A 14,374-nucleotide genomic window follows, 5' to 3' on the forward strand; every position below is an offset into this window, starting at 1 on the left:
AAATGTACACCCGGAACACTACCGGGCGAGCATCTACTAGTAGGCCCGGTGGAAGCGGAACCGGCAGATGGCGAGGCGGATCTGTTGGATATTACCAGTAGATGATATGCCTGGATTGCTGCATACAGAGCATCTATTCCTCAAAGAACCCGGGTCAGTTCGTCAATTCGGTCTGCGACCGCAGTCATGGTTGCGTCGTTGGCCTGCGCCACGCGCTTGGTGATCTCTTGGTGGGGAAAGACGTGCAGCGACCACGGACTCACGTAGCTCGGATACGTCTTCAGTTCGCCCTCCGTGAGCGAATCGGCCGGCAGTTCGACTGCCGCCTCTCGCTCGGTCGACGTGACGACCGCAATCGTATACCGGTCGCCAAAGAACGGTCGGTTCCGGTTCGACACGACGAGATACGGTCGTAGCCCACTTTTGAACGTCGCTGGCGCGAGGACGACACTGCCCTGTGCGTAGGCCATCCTACGCGTTCTCTCCCAGATCCGGTGCGTCGTCGGCCCACTCGTCATCGTCGCCGTAGGCGTCCTCGCCGTACTCGGCCTCGATCTGCTGGAGGCTCACCACGTTCGCAATCTCCGAGGCCGCGACGTCCTCGGCCACAGCCCAGTAGGAATCGACCTTCCGAACGAGGTCCTTCTCCTGGAGCCGTGAGAGAGTCTTGTGGACACTGGAATGCGGGACGTCGGTTAGTTCCGTCAGTTCCTTCGGACTGAACCCCATGTCGGGATGGTCGAGCAACACGGTGAGCAGTTCGTGGGCGTTCGTGCCGGGTTTGATCGGCAGCGTGTCCTCTTTGCTGGAATCGATCCTGATTGGCATTGGCGTCTGTCTATGTCAGTGTCTGTCTGAGAACGTCATAAAATTTGTCGTCGTCGGAATTTACCTGTGGCCTGTCACCGCGACACGATATCTCCGGTCAGGAACCAGATGGCAGTCCTGACAGTGTCCGGTGGTAAGCCAAAACACGTATTGGTCGGTCTGTATCCGTGGTCTCGCTTCACAAGCAGTGATGAATACGCGCCATGTATTCAGCAATCCCAAGGTGATAATATTTGAACACGCCACACCAGGGAACGCGGTCGCTATGGATTATCGGTGAATGATCTCTATAACTTCCAGAAATGTACATCCGGAACACTACCGGGCGAGAATCTACTAGTAGCCGCGGTAGAAGTGAAACTCAGGGTTCTGCGAATCGAGAATAGAGGGGCGTGATAACGCTATTCGTGTTCGAGGGCGTCGTAGATATCGCGATGGTCGTCCCGGTCAGCCTTGGCGACACGCAATACGAGCTCTCGACGGATATCCTCCATCACGTCGTCGAGTGGCGTTTGTTCGCCCGTCTTCTCTTCCGTCGCCATGCATACCTCTTGACCACGAATCCGGTTAATCGTTCGGGTCCGATGATTCATCGGATAGCTGATCAAGTCCATACTCGACGAGGTCGCCTCGCCATCGTCCGACCACTTCATTCAAATCGACTTCGGTCGTGTGTGCTTGGAAATATTCGAGCACATCGTTTTCATCGACGGCCTTCTCGTCAGTGCCGAGTTTCGCCAGTATCTCTCTGACCTCATCGTCGTAATCGAAGCGAAAACCGTTGAGCAGATAGAATACGACCACCACGTTGAGTGCGGTGCGCTTGTTTCCGTCCACGAACGGATGGTTGGCGACGAGAAGCCGAAGCAGGTGAAATGCCTTCTCGTGAACCGTTTCGGGAACCGATCCGAAACTTCCCTCCTCGACGTACTCAAGTGCGAACTCGACGTTACCCCGGTTCCGGACGCCAGGGCTGGTATCCGGGTATTCGGAGACGATATCGTCGTGGATATCGACGACGTCCTCGGCGGACGGATACCAGAGCCGATCACTCATCGTCTGCGCCAACGGGAGGGGAGAAAATGTAGCTTTCCACGCGGGGATTCGCGGGACCGTCACTGGTACTCAGTTCGAAAATGTACACCCGGAACACTATCGGGCGAGGATCTACTAGTGAATCTGTACTCAAAGTACGGCAGTACATTCATTACGTACGCACGCTAAATCCGCAGCATGCCCGTGAGCATCGACGAGTTCGAATCGGGTGACCTTCCAGAGGGGCCGAGTGTGCCCGAGCAGGTGATTACGTACCTCCACACGCACCGGGACGCGGCGTTCACCCGGTCGGAGATAGCTACTGCCATCGACGAAGACCCGAACACGGTCGGTACCGCGCTCACGCGACTGAAAGAGCGAGACCTCGTCCGTCACCGTGGCCAGTACTGGGCAACCGTGGCGGACGAACAGCGGGTCGCCGCTGCGTACGATCTGCACGACGTGAGCGAACAACTCGACGAAGCCGACGGCGGAATCGAGTCGGAGAACTGGGACGCTGTCGCGCCCGACCAGCCGCATCCGAGCGAACAGGATTCGAGCGAGGACGAGTAATCGATGGAGCCGGAACGCGGCGATGTCGTCAGGAGTACCGGCCCGTTCAAACTCGGCACTGATCGCCAGCGACCGTGGCTCGTCGTGAACAACAGTTCTCACCCGTTCGCCGACGAGCAACACGTCGCCGTCGCTATCTCGACGAAGGAATACGACGACTCGCTTCGTCTCGGGAATGACGTCTGGGAAACGGGCGGTGTTCCACGAGAGTCGTTCGTCTCGCCGTGGGCGATCCATTCGCCCCGGAGCGAAGACCTCGTCGCGTGGCAGGGACGAGTCACAGATCGGTTCGTGGATCAGGTCGTCGACTCGCTGGAGACGTATCTGCGGTAGTTCGAAAGTGTACACCCGGAACACTACCGGGCGAGCATCTACTAGTAGGCCCGGTGGAAGCGGAACCGGCAGATGGCGAGGCGGATCTGTTGGATCCATCCAGAATTTGATATGAATGGCTTGTTGCATACAGAGGGTGGATACAGCAGCCGAACACTGTTCGTTTCAGACACTCAACGACGAAGCATCCGTTATGTATGCATGCGAGTCGATGGCTGAGAGTTCTGCCAGTTCTGACAGTCGTTCAAGTAGTCGTGCAAGCCCAAAGCGTCCATTCAGCAGAAATCGATTACAGGGCCAGGGAACTCGTAATGGTCGTCGTCGAACTGTTCAAGAACCCGACGTACCTCGTCGAAGTTCAGCCCTCGCCGTTCCTTGTCGCTCACTCCGAATGGTCGTTCTTTTCGACTTCGGTGACGATCACGTCCCAGTCAGGATGTTCGATCCCATTCCGACATTCGAATCCGCCTTCCACATCGATTCCACTCTCGTAGGCCCTGCGGAGGAGGGCTTTCAGCTCCGCGTTTAATTCTTTCCTCGACGCAGGCGAGGTCTCCTCAGACGTCATCGTCCCGCCCCCGTTCGTGGTTGTCCGCTGTGAGTTCGTGTTCCGGTGTGATAGTGACCACACCGTAGCTGTGTACGGTTATTGCGTGCCCCTCGTGCGCGAACGTAACGTGAATGTCTCCGTTCGTCCCGTTGCGGACTCGGACGAGCGCATCTAACGCGTCGGGGTCAACAGTGGAATGGAGCGGGGTCAGATCAACCGGATCAGTGTCTCTTACATCTGCCAGCGTTGCGATAACAGCCATACTCGCAGGTGTCTTCTCCTGATCGAACTGCGTGCGAACAGCCCCAAATTCCCGAGAGTACTCGACCGCTTCGACTCCCACCCCAGATACCGTTACGTCCATTTCACCCGAATCTAGCCGTCTGAGTCGGTTCAATAAGTATACTGATTATACAGAGGGTTTAAGAGAAGGGCCCTCTCCGGACGATCACTCCGAACTACTGAGCGTCGCTCCAATGAGGCGTCGATGCCCGCGTCGAAGGCGTGACGAGAGCGATTGCTGGGTAATGCCGAGCTCGTCAGCGATCTCTTCGAGCGACACCTCGCGTGGGCTTTCGAAGTACCCCCGTTCGTAGGCCAGTACCAGCGCCTCACGTTGGGTCTCGGTCAACTCGTAGCCCTCTCCCTGGATCGGAAGCATGGCGTGGACGGCGGTGATCGCGATCGGAATGTCGGTTTCCTGGCAGTACTCCCGAAACTCGGCGAGCGCCTCCTGACCCTCACCGCGTACCTCGAACCGCCATTCCTCTTTCGTTCCGATCCCGGAAAGCACGACGACGTTGGCCTTGGCAAGCGCACTCAGGATGCCGAAGTACTCTGAGTCCCACTCGGCACGCATGAGATACTCGTCTTCGACGCTATCGACCACGCGAATGTTGCTCACGCCGGAATGTGCCTCGAACGCACCCTCGATATCCTCCGTTTCTACATCACGCACCCAGAAGTACGGGATAATCAGCGTCTCGTGTGGAATCAATCGCTCCAGTTCGACGGTCACACCCGGCAGGTTCTCGAACACACTCCCCAGCGGAAACTCCCCTGCCGGACTCGTAAATTCCATCACGGTCGCCATGCGGAGGTCTTCGTCTGTCAGACGGATAACCAGCAGGGGTGGTGTATCATGGCTTCGAGACGAGTCGACGCACCCTCGCTGACCGAGATGGTGTGCGCTGCGAGCGGGATTCCCCCTGGCACCCGGATGACCATGGTGCACCATGTCACCTGGGTTTGTGCAACCGGACAATCTAGTCTTACAAGCGAGCATGAGTGTGATAACGGAGGTTCGCATCCCAACCGATGCTTTCGAACTCGGGCAAATCCTCAGTCTGGAGCAAGCCTCGGCCATCGAACTGGAAACGCTCGTCCCGAGTGGGGACGTGACCGTGCCGCTCTTCTGGGTCTACGAACCGGTCGAAGACGGCTTTCTCGAGACCGTCGAACGCTATCCAACTGTCAACAGCGTCACAGAGGTGGACGTGTTCGACGACAGGACGCTAATCAGGCTCGACTGGGATGCGAGCCAGGACCACCTGTTTCAGTGCATCATGGAACACGACGGGCAGATACTGGGTGCGACTGGATCCTCGGAAGGGTGGAATTTCGAGATACGGTTCACAGACCGCGAGGCATTGAGTCAGTGCCAGGACTGCTGTGCGGCCGCGCACATCTCTCTGGAGCTAACCCGCATATATAATCCGACGGACCCTGAGGCCGGTCCGTGGTACGGCCTGAGTGAGTCCCAGCGAGAAGCGTTGACGCTCGCCATTCGAAAGGGATACTACGACATTCCACGAGGGTGTACGACCGCAGAGTTAGCTGACGAACTCGAAATTTCCGATCAAGCAGTGACGGAGCGACTGCGTCGTGGCATTGGGACGTTCGGGAGATACGCACTTCTCACGCCCGAGTCAGCAGCGGAACTGGACTGACTGGTTCCATTATGTACCATGGAACAGAGCCAGGCAGATGGGACGACGCTACGTGAGTATGGACGAGAGTCGAGAGCTGGGAACGCGTGAGATACAGTCAATCGATGAGGATACCGGTTCTTCGGGGCGTGAGGGGTCGATCTCCCCCGATACGATTCTGTCGGCAGTAGCGGACGAACACCGACGCGCCACCCTCACAGCGTTGGACGACGCTTCCGGGAAGACACTGGAATACGATGTGCTCGTCGATCGCGTTGCAGACCGGGTTCGGGACGAAGACCCGAGACTGGAGTCAGAAGAACACCAACAACGCGTCCGAATCGCACTTCACCATACGCATCTTCCGAAACTGGCGGAGGCTCGGATAATCGACTACGAGGCTGAAGCGGGCCACGTCCGGTTTGTTGGCGGTGAACTGGAACAAGATCTCCTGGCGTCGGTCGGGGCGTACGAAGCCCACGAGTGACAGAATATCGGATCGACTTCCCCTTCGTTCGACCGAAATCAGCCCTAATGGACGAATATGGATTGTTCGTCGTCTCCGTTCTCTGTACTGACCGATACGACTGACCCGAATTGAAAGTCGGTCCGATACTGTATTCGCGCCCTCTATGCAGCAATCGAAACGTACTGAACGTTGAAGACGCCACACCAGGGAACGCGGTCGCTATGAATTATTTGTGAATAATATCCATACTTTCCAGAAATGTACACCCGGAACACTAACGACCGACGTCATCCGGGGCGGTGTGCCCTGTCAGCCGGGAAACCCTCGTGCCGGGTGGGTGGCTCGTCAGAGCCTCCAGTTACGCGAGCGGTGTGAACCGCGAGCGCGGGGGACTCGTCAGAGTCCCCGAACTACGAGGCGGCGTGACGTGCCGCCAGGCGTCTGTCGCGTGCCCGGGTTCTCCGCGCGGTCATCGCGCCCTGACGGGTATGCTCGGGCGGGGACTAGAGGCACGCGGGCGGTGATAGACGACGGTCCGGTAAGAGGCTGTCGCGCTAAAAGAGGTAGTCGTCCTGTCGCAACTGGACGTAGCGCCCGGAGCCGAGGCTCAGCTTCCGGAGTTTGTACTCCGCGACCAGTCGGATGCCGCTCAGGCCCGATCCGAGCGCCTGGGACGGCGAGTACTCGCCGCGGTTCATCATGTTGTCCACCAGCCGGAAGGTGTCGTCCCAGTCGCCGGGTTCCCAGCCCCGTACCATGTCCGCCAGCGCGACGTTGCGCCGGACCTCCTCGCCGATAGCGCGTTTCCACTCCCGGTTGTAGCGGTCGAGCCGGCCCTGGCCGGCGAGCTGGCCGGCGATCTTCCCGGTCCGGACGGCCACGTGATCGCCGCCCTCGTGGAACGCGGAGGTCGCGCCCATCGCACCGCCGACGACGGCGACGCCGGCTTCGGTCGGGGACTCGATGGGGCGCGTCGAGGAGATCGGGTAGGCCTCCGTGCCCTTTCGCTTCCCGCGGTCTTCGACCAGCGGGAAGTCTTCCTCGATGTCGTACTCGGGGTACTCCCGTTCGAGCAGGCGACGGACGTACACTCGACCCGGCGGGATCTGCTCGTCGTCGGGGTCGAGCAGGGCGTACTCCTGTGGGTTCTCGACGTCCGCGAGGTCCATCCCGATGGGCATCGTCAGCCCGATGCGAGCGACGTCGTCGTCGTTCGGGAAGACCCACGGATAGGCCGTGTGGCCCGGCATGACGCCCCACCAGAACTTCAGCAGACCCTCGTCGAACAGCTCCTCGGGGACCCTGCGGTGTTCCTGGTAGGCGATGTGGTTCGCGATGTTCGAGTCGAGGTAGTCACGGACGCTGTGGTCGTGGGGGAGGAACTGGTCGACGGCGTCGGTCGTGACGGTCCGCTGGGGGCCGTCGGCGAGGAGCAGGTAGCGCGCTTCCACGTTCTCGCCGTCGGAGAGTTCGACCTCGTGGGTGTGCCCGCCGGTCATGTCGGTGATCACGTCCGAGACCGACGTGCCGATCCGGTAGGTCGCGCCGGCGGACTCGGCCCGCTCGCGGAGCCAGTCGTCGAACCGGGCGCGATGGAAGGCGAAGCCGAACTCCGGATAACTGGCGTCGATGCCGGTATCGCGGATCGTGACCGACTCGCTGGGGCCGATGAAGGAAGCACCGTCGAGGTCGCTGAGGATGACATCGTCGGGTATCTCTTCGGGCCGAAAGTCCATGATGTCGACCCAGTAGTCGAGCATCCCGGCGGCGTCGGTCGAATCGGGCCCCAGTCCCTCCCGGTCCGCTCGCGGAACCCCCTTCTCGACGACGACCGTCTCGGCGCCCTGCACCGCGGCCTCGTACGCAGCCGACGACCCGGCCGGGCCGCCGCCGACGATCGCCACGTCCACCTGTTGCATACCCGGTAGCCTGCGCTGAAGGGAGTTAAATGCCGTTCATTCGACGGCGCGACCGGCCGTCAGCTCTGCCCCGCCGTCGCCGGCCACACGGTTGTCGAACAGCGCCGGCCAGTCGACGTCGGCTTGCTGGACGAGGTCGTCGAGCCGCTGGTCGAGTTCCTGGAATCGCTCGCGTGCGATCTGGTACTCCTCGACGCCGTTCCGGGCCGTCGCGTCGAGTTTCCGCTCCAGTCGAGCCTTCGTCTCGGCCACGGTCCAGGACTCCGCGAGCAAGCGCTCACAGGCCGTCTCGACCAACAGCCGCTCGGTCGTGGTGGCGAGGCGCTCGGGGTCGGGTTCGGGCATCGTCAGGTCGGGGTCCACATCCGGTCTCCCGTCGTCGAGCAGGACGACTCGACACCCGTCGGTCGCGTCCCGGAACGTGCCCGCACCGAGGCCGTCGCGGTCCAGCAGTCCACCGTCGGCCAGGACGACGTCCACGGCGGTGCCGACCTTCTCGTAGACGTCGAGTCTGTTCGCGGCAGTCCAGACGTTGTGCTCCTCACCGAGCCACTCTCGGTACGTTCGCCGTCGCGACCCGTCTTCCACGGCGACGAGTACGACGCGGTTTCCCCACGTGTTCATATTTCCGACACCACAGGGAGATCAAATCAAATAGGACGACCGTTCGTTCCGTTTCGTTCAGTTCAGCAGGCCCGAATACTACTGGAGTGGAGTCGGCTCCGGTCCCGGAACCGCTCGAATCCGAAGTCGGGTGTCTGTGCGCAGTCGACGACGGTACTGGCGGGCCCGTCGCCCCCAGACTTTTCCCCGCCCGTACCGCCAGCCCGACCATGACGCGACCGGACGAACCGAGCCGGGACCTGCTGGTCCTCGGCGAGAAGTTCAACGGCCTGCCGCCAGCCGACCTCGCGACCGCGCTGCGTGACCGCCTTCCGGACTGGCGGGTCGGAGCGGCGACGACACCCGATCCACCTCGGGAGCGGGTGGCCGACGCGACGGTACTGGTCGGGCCGGCCGTCACTCCCGACCTGCTGGCCGACGCATCCGGGCTGGAACTGTTCGCCTGTGCGTACGCCGGGTACGATCACCTGCCACTCGCCGAACTCGCTGCCCACGACGTGGCGGTGACGACCGCCGGCGGCGTCCACGTGCCGAACGTCGCCGAGCAGGCCGTCGGCTTCGTCCTCACGTTCGCTCGCGGCCTCCAGGAGGCGTGGCGACGACAGCAACGGCGGGAGTGGCGTGTCACCGACCCCGGCGAACTGGCCGGCAGCACCGTCACCGTCGTCGGCCTGGGCGCCATCGGGACCGGAATCGCCAAGCGGCTAGCCCCATTCGGCGTCGAGATCGTCGGGGTCCGCCACTCTCCCGAGAAAGGCGGGCCCTGTGACGAGGTCGTCGGCTACGAGGGCCTGCACGACGCGCTCGCGCGCTCGGCGTACGTCGTCCTCGCGTGTCCGCTGACCGAGGAGACGGCGGGACTGATCGACGCTGCGGCGTTGCACACGTTCCCGACCGACGCGGTCCTGGTCAACGTCGCTCGCGGCGAGATTGTCGACACCGAGGCGCTGGTCGCGATGCTCCGAAGCGGCGGCATTCGCGGCGCGGCACTGGACGTGACCGATCCCGAACCGCTGCCCGAGGACCACCCACTCTGGAACTTCGGAAACGTCCAGATCACGCCCCACAGCGCCGGACGCACGCCCGCGTACCACGACCGACTGGCCGACATCGTGGCAGAAAACGCCGAGCGAATCGTAGCCGGAGACACAGAGAAATTGCGAAACCGAGTGACGCTACCGGAGTAGCGCGGTCAGTCGGCAAGTGGCTCGATCAGTTCGACGACGTGGCCGTCGGGGTCCTCGACGAAGGCCGTTCGAGCGCCCGCCGCGGGCTGGTCGCTCGGCTCCTGGACGACGCCGTGGTGGTCGATCTCCGCGAAGGCGGCGTCCACGTCGTCGACCACGACGGCGAAGTGGTCCCAGCCGTCACCGAAGTCGAAGTCGTCTTCGCCCTCGGTGTCGGACAGCTGGAGTTCGACGCCGTTCCCGTCGGCGACGTAGACGTTACGTGTCGTCCCGTCCTCGCTCGTGAACTCCCAGGAACGCTCGAAATCGAGGTTCTCGACGTACCATTCGGCCAGTTCGTCCGCGTCCGAGACGTTCATGCAGGTGTGCAGGATGTCCATCGCGTCCGCCCCTTCCCACGACGACGGCTTAAAACAGGTGAATCGACGTGGATGGCTCGGCGGGCCCTCTACTCCGCCTCGTCGGCGGGTTCGATGGTAATCGTGCCGTGGGAGCCGGTGCCGTTGGCGACGAGTCCGTGGACGTAGGTCCCCGGATTAGTCCCGTCCGTGTCGACGCGCAACTCGATCTCGCGTTCCTCGGTGCCGTCGAGGATCAGCGGTGTCGCCGCGAGGACCTCGCCGTCGAGGCGGTACTCGATTCGCTGTCGGTCTTCGAAGTCGTCGTAGTTCTTTACCGACGCGGTGATAGTGAACGTCTCGCCGACTTCGACCGACTCGGGCGCGTCGATCTCGTCGATGTCGAAGCCTCTGGTCAGCGTGAGCGGCGTCATCTCTCCGCGGTCACCCACCAGCACGCCGGTGTAGTACTGCCCGGGTTCTAGCCCGATCCCCATCGTGTTCTGCTCGAAGGTGAGCGTCCGACGTTCGCCGGGGTCCAGCGTCACCTCCCGTCGCGCGTAGCGACTCCCGGCCATAACGAACTGGACGGTCCGCGTGGCGGGTTCGGAGCCCGCGTTCTCCAGCACCCCCTCGACGCGGACCGTGGTCCCGATCCGGGCCCGATCCGGGGCCGTGAGGTCCACGGTATCGACGGCCCCGACCGACCGGTTGGTCTGTGCCTCCGTCGCGCCGGCGGTGGGAACGGTGGCAGCGTCGACGGAGTCGGGGCCGTGGTCTGTCACCACGGGGTGGACGGCGGCGGTGACAGCGACCAGTGCGACTAGCAACGACACGGGATGGTACCACTGCATCGTCGGCCGACCACCACGAGCAGGCCGATAAACCACCATGACGATTCACGCTGGAAGCCCGACAGTACGTTGATCACAGTCGTGTCTTATCGGAGAGGGTCCAGTGATCGACGGACCGCGAATCGACGACCGCGAGACGGCGGTTCGGCGTCCAGCGAGCCAATCGCCGGCCACTAAGCGCGAACTATCGGTTCCGGTATCAGGAGGTTATTCCCGTCCCCGCACGCGCTGGCGGTGCCGACCGGTCCGGGACGTGACAGTCTCGGTCTACCCCCAACCGACCGGTCGCTGGCCTGTCAGGATCGCAGAGGAACTGCCCGGTCGCATCGGACTGTCAATGCGAACCATTATCACGTAGGATTTCGCCTAATAGAACATGAGGTACGGGACGTTCGTGCTGACGCCGGACCGGGGGTGGTTCCATCCGAAAGAAGCTGCGTTCCGCGACCACGACGTGACGATGGTCGCGATTCGGAACATCACGCTGCTAGCTGACGGAACAGTCGTGCTACTCAACGAGTTGAACGGACCGACCGAGAGCATCCTCGACGCACTCGGCGAGACCGAAGACGACATGATCGACTATCAGCTCACCGACACGGATGACGGGAAGCTGCTCCGCTGTCACTTCCATCCGACCGAGTTAGTGGACTCACTGTTGACCTTGCTGGAGGAGTTCGCCGTCCTGCCGGAGTACCCGCTGGAGTTCGTCGACCCCGCACAGTCGAGTCTCAAGCTCACGCTGATCGCCGAGGAGGCAGCCCTCCGGGAGATGATCGACGTGATCCCCGGGGGCGTCTCCGTCGACCTGCTCCGGATCGGGACCTACGACCCGGAGAGCAAGACGCTGTTCTCGGGTCTCACCGAGCGCAAGCGCGAGGTCGTTCGGGAGGCGGTCGAGAAAGGCTACTACGAGATACCACGGGAAGTGACCTGTGAGGAGATCGCCGCCGAACTCGACTGCTCGGCCGGGACCGTCGCGGAACACCTGCAGGCCATCGAGAGCCAGTTCGTGACCGAGATCGTCCCGGCGGGCTACGACACGACCGCGCGGGAGTCGATGCGGCCGCTCGGTAGTACTTAAAACACCTGCTGGTTGGGGCGAAGGACACTTGACTGGGTCCAGGGTATGGTTCGAGACACCATGACACAGGTCGAAGACACCAGCCGCGACATGCGACTCGATCCGGACTCGTTCGCCCAGGGCTATTTCAAGAACGCCGTCTATCGACACTGGGACCCGTACGGCGATATTCCGCAGGACGACATCGAGGCCGACCGCCGGAAGTTCATCGAGGACGAACCGACCGAGGAAGAGTTCGAGGGGCTCCGGACGACGCTGGCGCTGTTCGGCGCGGGCGAGGAAGCCGTCACGGAGGACCTGATGCCCCTCGGGATGGTCCTCGAGGACATCAACAAGCAGATGTTCGTCTCCAGTCAGATCTACGAGGAGGCCAAACACACGCAGTTTTTCGACCGTTACTGGCGCGAGGTGGTCAACCCAGTCGAGGAGGAACTGGGCTTCGACGTGACCAGACCGACCGACCAGCGGTTCTTCAACGACGACTACGTGGAACTGTTCGACCGAAACGAGGCGGCCATGGAGCGGTTGCTGGAGGCCGACACGCCGGAGAACCGCGCGAAGGCGTACTGTCACTACCACCTCGTCGTCGAGAGCGTGCTGGCCCAGACTGGCTACTACGGTATCCAGTCCGCCTTCTCGAACCAGGGCTCGGACGAGGTCGCGGTCCGGGAGTTCCCACACATGGCGGGGCTCGTGGAGGGAATCACGCGCATCCGGAGCGACGAGGGCCGCCACGTCGGGTTCGGGATGCAGGAGGTCCGGACGCTGATCCACGAGGAGGGCGTCGACGCCGAAGTCGTCCAGAACACGCTCCAGGACCTGATGCCGCTGGTCGCGGGCATCGTCCGACACTCCTCACGGGGTGAGGCGACGAATCCGATTCCCGTCATCGAGTACTCGCGGGACAAACTCAGCCGCCGAGTCGAGATCCTCACCGAGCAGGACGCGGAGATTCCGCCGGTCGACGAACTCGTGAAGATCGAAGGCGACGGCGAGGCGGCGGCGGACTGAGCGGGGTACTGGGCGGTTTGCGGTGTGGTCCGTGGTCGCGCGCGGGTTGGTTTTGCGGTAGCGGGGCGGTTTTGCAGTGTTGTGAGAGCCAGCGCAGCATCCGCGAGCGCGCTGACGGCGCGCTCGCGGCCTTTTTCCCACCGGAAGACTCGCTCTGCGAGTCTTCCGAGCTCCCACTCGCTCCGCTCGCGGGAACCAAGTTGTTGATCGAGCGGGTGCGCTCAGCGCACCCCCTCGATGAAAAAGTGGTCAGATGTAGCCTTCTTCCAGCAGCAGTTCGCCGTTCAGCACGGACGCGCCGGCCGCGCCGCGGATGGTGTTGTGGGCGAGGCAGTTGAACTGGAGGCCGTCGGCGGTCTCTTGGAGGCCGCCGACCGAGATGCCCATACCGTCGCTCTGGTTGCGGTCGAGGCGGGGCTGGGGGCGGTCGGGGTCCTCGAAGACTTTGATGAGCTGGTCGGGCGAGGACGGCAGATCGATGCTGGGGTACTCGCGCAGGGCCTCGGCGGCGTCTTCGACGGTCACGTCCTCGGCGGTGTCGGCCCAGACGTTCTCGAGGTGGCCGTCCAGCGTCGGAATGCGGTTACACGAGGCGGCGACCTCGGCGTCGTTCCAGTGGACCTCGGCCCCGTCGAACTCGCCGAGCAGTTTCCGACTCTCGGTCTCCATCTTCTTCTCCTCGCCTCCGATGTGGGGGATAGCGTTGTCGATGATCTCCATGGAAGTGACGCCGGAGTAGCCCGCGCCGGAGACGGCCTGCAGGGTGGAGACGCGCACGTCGGTCAGGCCGAAGGCCTCGTCGAGGGCAGCCAGCGGCGGGACCATGGTGATCGTCGAGCAGTTGGGGTTCTTGACGAGCGCACCGTCCCAGCCGCGTTCGTCGCGCTGGACCTCGATGAGGCCGAGGTGGTCGGCGTTGACCTCGGGGATGGTGAGCGGCACGTCCTCGTCGGTCCGGAAGTTCGAGGAGTTCGAGGACATGACGTAGCCGGCCTCGACGAACGCGGGTTCGACCTCTTCGCCGACGCTGGAGGGGAGCGAGGAGAAGAGGAGGTCCACGTCGTCGGGGACCTCGTCGGGGTCGGTCGCGACGACGGTCGTGTCGGCCACGTCCGCCGGGATGGGGCTGTCGACGCGCCACTTGGCGGCCTCGCGGTAGGACTTGCCCGCGCTCGCGCTGGAGGCGGTCAGGGCCGCCAGCTCGAAGTCGGGGTGGGGATCGATCTGCTGGATGAGTCGCTGTCCGACTGCGCCGGTCGCGCCGAGAACGCCTACGCGTACTGTCATTGGTACCCACAGCTACGACCGGGCCACCTCAAAACGGTTTGGATACCCGTCGCCGACGGCGCGCCCGTCGGAACCGGCGGCGTCGTGACTCGACGGTCGGGCAAATCGAGAGAGAGACCGAGATTACGCGGGGACTTCGGCGCCTTCCTTGCGGGTGATGTAGCCCGCGATGCGGTTGCGGACGCCCTTGGACTCGATATTGGTGAGTTCCGTGACCAGTTCCTTGTTGTGCTCGAAGTCGTGTCCGAAGGCCTTCGGGTATCGCTCCATCAGGATCGTCCCCGTCTTCTTGACGTAGGCCGGTTTGATTGCCATGTTGGTCGTACGTGCTGGCCCAACTCTGAAAAAGGGTTC

General features: G+C 62.6%; 20 protein-coding genes. 7 read left to right on the forward strand and 13 right to left on the reverse strand.

Features of this window, described 5'->3' with window-relative positions; genetic code table 11:
- Nucleotides 1-140 precede the first annotated feature (140 nt).
- The 4 genes from EAF64_RS00525 to EAF64_RS00535 form a co-directional block, all read right to left on the reverse strand.
- Entirely contained in the window at nt 141-470 is a 330-nt protein-coding gene (locus tag EAF64_RS00525) for a type II toxin-antitoxin system PemK/MazF family toxin (RefSeq protein WP_129067032.1), read from the reverse strand.
- A gap of 1 nt (nt 471) precedes the next feature.
- Complete coding sequence (locus EAF64_RS00530; RefSeq protein WP_129067033.1) at nt 472-828, reverse strand: MarR family transcriptional regulator; 357 nt, start codon at nt 826-828, stop codon at nt 472-474.
- A gap of 401 nt (nt 829-1,229) precedes the next feature.
- Nucleotides 1,230-1,370 (reverse strand): hypothetical protein, encoded by a 141-nt coding sequence (locus EAF64_RS20685; RefSeq protein WP_193767523.1) that lies wholly within the window; start codon nt 1,368-1,370, stop codon nt 1,230-1,232.
- A 25-nt stretch (nt 1,371-1,395) separates the two neighbouring features.
- A complete protein-coding gene (locus tag EAF64_RS00535; protein ID WP_129067034.1) occupies nt 1,396-1,884 on the reverse strand; it encodes a type II toxin-antitoxin system death-on-curing family toxin in 489 nt (162 codons plus the stop codon).
- A gap of 177 nt (nt 1,885-2,061) precedes the next feature.
- Here EAF64_RS00535 and EAF64_RS00540 point away from each other — a divergent pair, with 177 nt between their 5' ends.
- Both EAF64_RS00540 and EAF64_RS00545 read left to right on the forward strand, forming a co-directional pair.
- On the forward strand, nt 2,062-2,436 hold the full coding sequence (locus EAF64_RS00540) for a helix-turn-helix transcriptional regulator (RefSeq protein ID WP_129067035.1): 375 nt from the start codon (nt 2,062-2,064) through the stop codon (nt 2,434-2,436).
- Nucleotides 2,437-2,439: 3 nt separating this feature from the next.
- The gene (locus EAF64_RS00545) at nt 2,440-2,769 is read left to right on the forward strand and encodes a hypothetical protein (RefSeq protein WP_129067036.1); all 330 of its coding nucleotides are present in this window, start codon (nt 2,440-2,442) and stop codon (nt 2,767-2,769) included.
- 382 nt (nt 2,770-3,151) lie between these two features.
- Here EAF64_RS00545 and EAF64_RS00550 read toward each other — a convergent pair whose 3' ends face one another.
- From EAF64_RS00550 to EAF64_RS00560, 3 genes are all read right to left on the reverse strand, one after another.
- Nucleotides 3,152-3,337 carry a hypothetical protein gene (locus EAF64_RS00550; RefSeq protein ID WP_129067037.1) on the reverse strand — a complete coding sequence of 62 codons (186 nt, stop codon included), beginning with the start codon at nt 3,335-3,337 and terminating at the stop codon, nt 3,152-3,154.
- Complete coding sequence (locus tag EAF64_RS21700) at nt 3,327-3,683, reverse strand: HalOD1 output domain-containing protein (RefSeq protein WP_129067038.1); 357 nt, start codon at nt 3,681-3,683, stop codon at nt 3,327-3,329. The genes EAF64_RS00550 and EAF64_RS21700 overlap by 11 nt, the downstream gene beginning before the upstream one ends.
- A gap of 84 nt (nt 3,684-3,767) precedes the next feature.
- Nucleotides 3,768-4,412 carry a helix-turn-helix domain-containing protein gene (locus EAF64_RS00560; RefSeq protein WP_129067039.1) on the reverse strand — a complete coding sequence of 215 codons (645 nt, stop codon included), beginning with the start codon at nt 4,410-4,412 and terminating at the stop codon, nt 3,768-3,770.
- A gap of 190 nt (nt 4,413-4,602) precedes the next feature.
- Here EAF64_RS00560 and EAF64_RS00565 point away from each other — a divergent pair, with 190 nt between their 5' ends.
- Together EAF64_RS00565 and EAF64_RS21270 are read left to right on the forward strand one after the other, a co-directional pair.
- Entirely contained in the window at nt 4,603-5,268 is a 666-nt protein-coding gene (locus tag EAF64_RS00565) for a helix-turn-helix domain-containing protein (RefSeq protein ID WP_129067881.1), read from the forward strand.
- 58 nt (nt 5,269-5,326) lie between these two features.
- On the forward strand, nt 5,327-5,734 hold the full coding sequence (locus EAF64_RS21270) for a DUF7344 domain-containing protein (RefSeq protein WP_227738846.1): 408 nt from the start codon (nt 5,327-5,329) through the stop codon (nt 5,732-5,734).
- 536 nt (nt 5,735-6,270) lie between these two features.
- Here the strand turns inward: EAF64_RS21270 and EAF64_RS00575 are convergent.
- Entirely contained in the window at nt 6,271-7,635 is a 1,365-nt protein-coding gene (locus EAF64_RS00575) for an NAD(P)/FAD-dependent oxidoreductase (protein ID WP_129067040.1), read from the reverse strand.
- Nucleotides 7,636-7,671: 36 nt separating this feature from the next.
- The gene (locus tag EAF64_RS00580) at nt 7,672-8,259 is read right to left on the reverse strand and encodes a hypothetical protein (RefSeq protein ID WP_129067041.1); all 588 of its coding nucleotides are present in this window, start codon (nt 8,257-8,259) and stop codon (nt 7,672-7,674) included.
- 209 nt (nt 8,260-8,468) lie between these two features.
- Here EAF64_RS00580 and EAF64_RS00585 point away from each other — a divergent pair, with 209 nt between their 5' ends.
- Nucleotides 8,469-9,446 (forward strand): D-2-hydroxyacid dehydrogenase, encoded by a 978-nt coding sequence (locus tag EAF64_RS00585; protein ID WP_129067042.1) that lies wholly within the window; start codon nt 8,469-8,471, stop codon nt 9,444-9,446.
- Nucleotides 9,447-9,451: 5 nt separating this feature from the next.
- On the opposite strand, the gene EAF64_RS00590 is transcribed toward EAF64_RS00585, so the two are convergent.
- Nucleotides 9,452-9,826 carry a VOC family protein gene (locus EAF64_RS00590; RefSeq protein ID WP_129067043.1) on the reverse strand — a complete coding sequence of 125 codons (375 nt, stop codon included), beginning with the start codon at nt 9,824-9,826 and terminating at the stop codon, nt 9,452-9,454.
- A 68-nt stretch (nt 9,827-9,894) separates the two neighbouring features.
- On the reverse strand, nt 9,895-10,638 hold the full coding sequence (locus EAF64_RS00595; protein ID WP_129067044.1) for a hypothetical protein: 744 nt from the start codon (nt 10,636-10,638) through the stop codon (nt 9,895-9,897).
- A 376-nt stretch (nt 10,639-11,014) separates the two neighbouring features.
- Between EAF64_RS00595 and EAF64_RS00600 the strand changes: the two genes are divergently transcribed.
- Complete coding sequence (locus EAF64_RS00600; RefSeq protein WP_129067045.1) at nt 11,015-11,722, forward strand: helix-turn-helix domain-containing protein; 708 nt, start codon at nt 11,015-11,017, stop codon at nt 11,720-11,722.
- A 60-nt stretch (nt 11,723-11,782) separates the two neighbouring features.
- Entirely contained in the window at nt 11,783-12,733 is a 951-nt protein-coding gene (locus EAF64_RS00605) for a ribonucleoside-diphosphate reductase (protein WP_129067046.1), read from the forward strand.
- Between the two features lie 249 nt (nt 12,734-12,982).
- Here the strand turns inward: EAF64_RS00605 and asd are convergent, their stop codons facing one another.
- Both asd and EAF64_RS00615 read right to left on the reverse strand, forming a co-directional pair.
- The gene (asd, locus tag EAF64_RS00610) at nt 12,983-14,020 is read right to left on the reverse strand and encodes an aspartate-semialdehyde dehydrogenase (RefSeq protein ID WP_129067047.1); all 1,038 of its coding nucleotides are present in this window, start codon (nt 14,018-14,020) and stop codon (nt 12,983-12,985) included.
- Nucleotides 14,021-14,143: 123 nt separating this feature from the next.
- Nucleotides 14,144-14,335 (reverse strand): 30S ribosomal protein S17e, encoded by a 192-nt coding sequence (locus EAF64_RS00615; protein ID WP_129067048.1) that lies wholly within the window; start codon nt 14,333-14,335, stop codon nt 14,144-14,146.
- Between the last annotated feature and the right edge of the window lie 39 nt (nt 14,336-14,374).

Origin of the sequence: Halorientalis pallida, from assembly GCF_004118325.1 — an archaeon.
GTDB lineage: Archaea > Halobacteriota > Halobacteria > Halobacteriales > Haloarculaceae > Halorientalis > Halorientalis pallida.

Excerpts from the sequence above, each read along its gene's own strand:
- EAF64_RS00525 (WP_129067032.1), bottom strand. The coding sequence starts at position 470 with ATGGCCTACGCACAGGGCAGTGTCGTCCTCGCGCCAGCGACGTTCAAA.
- EAF64_RS00530 (WP_129067033.1), bottom strand. The coding sequence starts at position 828 with ATGCCAATCAGGATCGATTCCAGCAAAGAGGACACGCTGCCGATCAAA.
- EAF64_RS20685 (WP_193767523.1), bottom strand. The coding sequence starts at position 1,370 with ATGGCGACGGAAGAGAAGACGGGCGAACAAACGCCACTCGACGACGTG.
- EAF64_RS00535 (WP_129067034.1), bottom strand. The coding sequence starts at position 1,884 with ATGAGTGATCGGCTCTGGTATCCGTCCGCCGAGGACGTCGTCGATATC.
- EAF64_RS00540 (WP_129067035.1), top strand. The coding sequence starts at position 2,062 with ATGCCCGTGAGCATCGACGAGTTCGAATCGGGTGACCTTCCAGAGGGG.
- EAF64_RS00545 (WP_129067036.1), top strand. The coding sequence starts at position 2,440 with ATGGAGCCGGAACGCGGCGATGTCGTCAGGAGTACCGGCCCGTTCAAA.
- EAF64_RS00550 (WP_129067037.1), bottom strand. The coding sequence starts at position 3,337 with ATGACGTCTGAGGAGACCTCGCCTGCGTCGAGGAAAGAATTAAACGCG.
- EAF64_RS21700 (WP_129067038.1), bottom strand. The coding sequence starts at position 3,683 with ATGGACGTAACGGTATCTGGGGTGGGAGTCGAAGCGGTCGAGTACTCT.
- EAF64_RS00560 (WP_129067039.1), bottom strand. The coding sequence starts at position 4,412 with ATGGCGACCGTGATGGAATTTACGAGTCCGGCAGGGGAGTTTCCGCTG.
- EAF64_RS00565 (WP_129067881.1), top strand. The coding sequence starts at position 4,603 with ATGAGTGTGATAACGGAGGTTCGCATCCCAACCGATGCTTTCGAACTC.
- EAF64_RS21270 (WP_227738846.1), top strand. The coding sequence starts at position 5,327 with ATGGACGAGAGTCGAGAGCTGGGAACGCGTGAGATACAGTCAATCGAT.
- EAF64_RS00575 (WP_129067040.1), bottom strand. The coding sequence starts at position 7,635 with ATGCAACAGGTGGACGTGGCGATCGTCGGCGGCGGCCCGGCCGGGTCG.
- EAF64_RS00580 (WP_129067041.1), bottom strand. The coding sequence starts at position 8,259 with ATGAACACGTGGGGAAACCGCGTCGTACTCGTCGCCGTGGAAGACGGG.
- EAF64_RS00585 (WP_129067042.1), top strand. The coding sequence starts at position 8,469 with ATGACGCGACCGGACGAACCGAGCCGGGACCTGCTGGTCCTCGGCGAG.
- EAF64_RS00590 (WP_129067043.1), bottom strand. The coding sequence starts at position 9,826 with ATGGACATCCTGCACACCTGCATGAACGTCTCGGACGCGGACGAACTG.
- EAF64_RS00595 (WP_129067044.1), bottom strand. The coding sequence starts at position 10,638 with ATGCAGTGGTACCATCCCGTGTCGTTGCTAGTCGCACTGGTCGCTGTC.
- EAF64_RS00600 (WP_129067045.1), top strand. The coding sequence starts at position 11,015 with ATGAGGTACGGGACGTTCGTGCTGACGCCGGACCGGGGGTGGTTCCAT.
- EAF64_RS00605 (WP_129067046.1), top strand. The coding sequence starts at position 11,783 with ATGACACAGGTCGAAGACACCAGCCGCGACATGCGACTCGATCCGGAC.
- asd (WP_129067047.1), bottom strand. The coding sequence starts at position 14,020 with ATGACAGTACGCGTAGGCGTTCTCGGCGCGACCGGCGCAGTCGGACAG.
- EAF64_RS00615 (WP_129067048.1), bottom strand. The coding sequence starts at position 14,335 with ATGGCAATCAAACCGGCCTACGTCAAGAAGACGGGGACGATCCTGATG.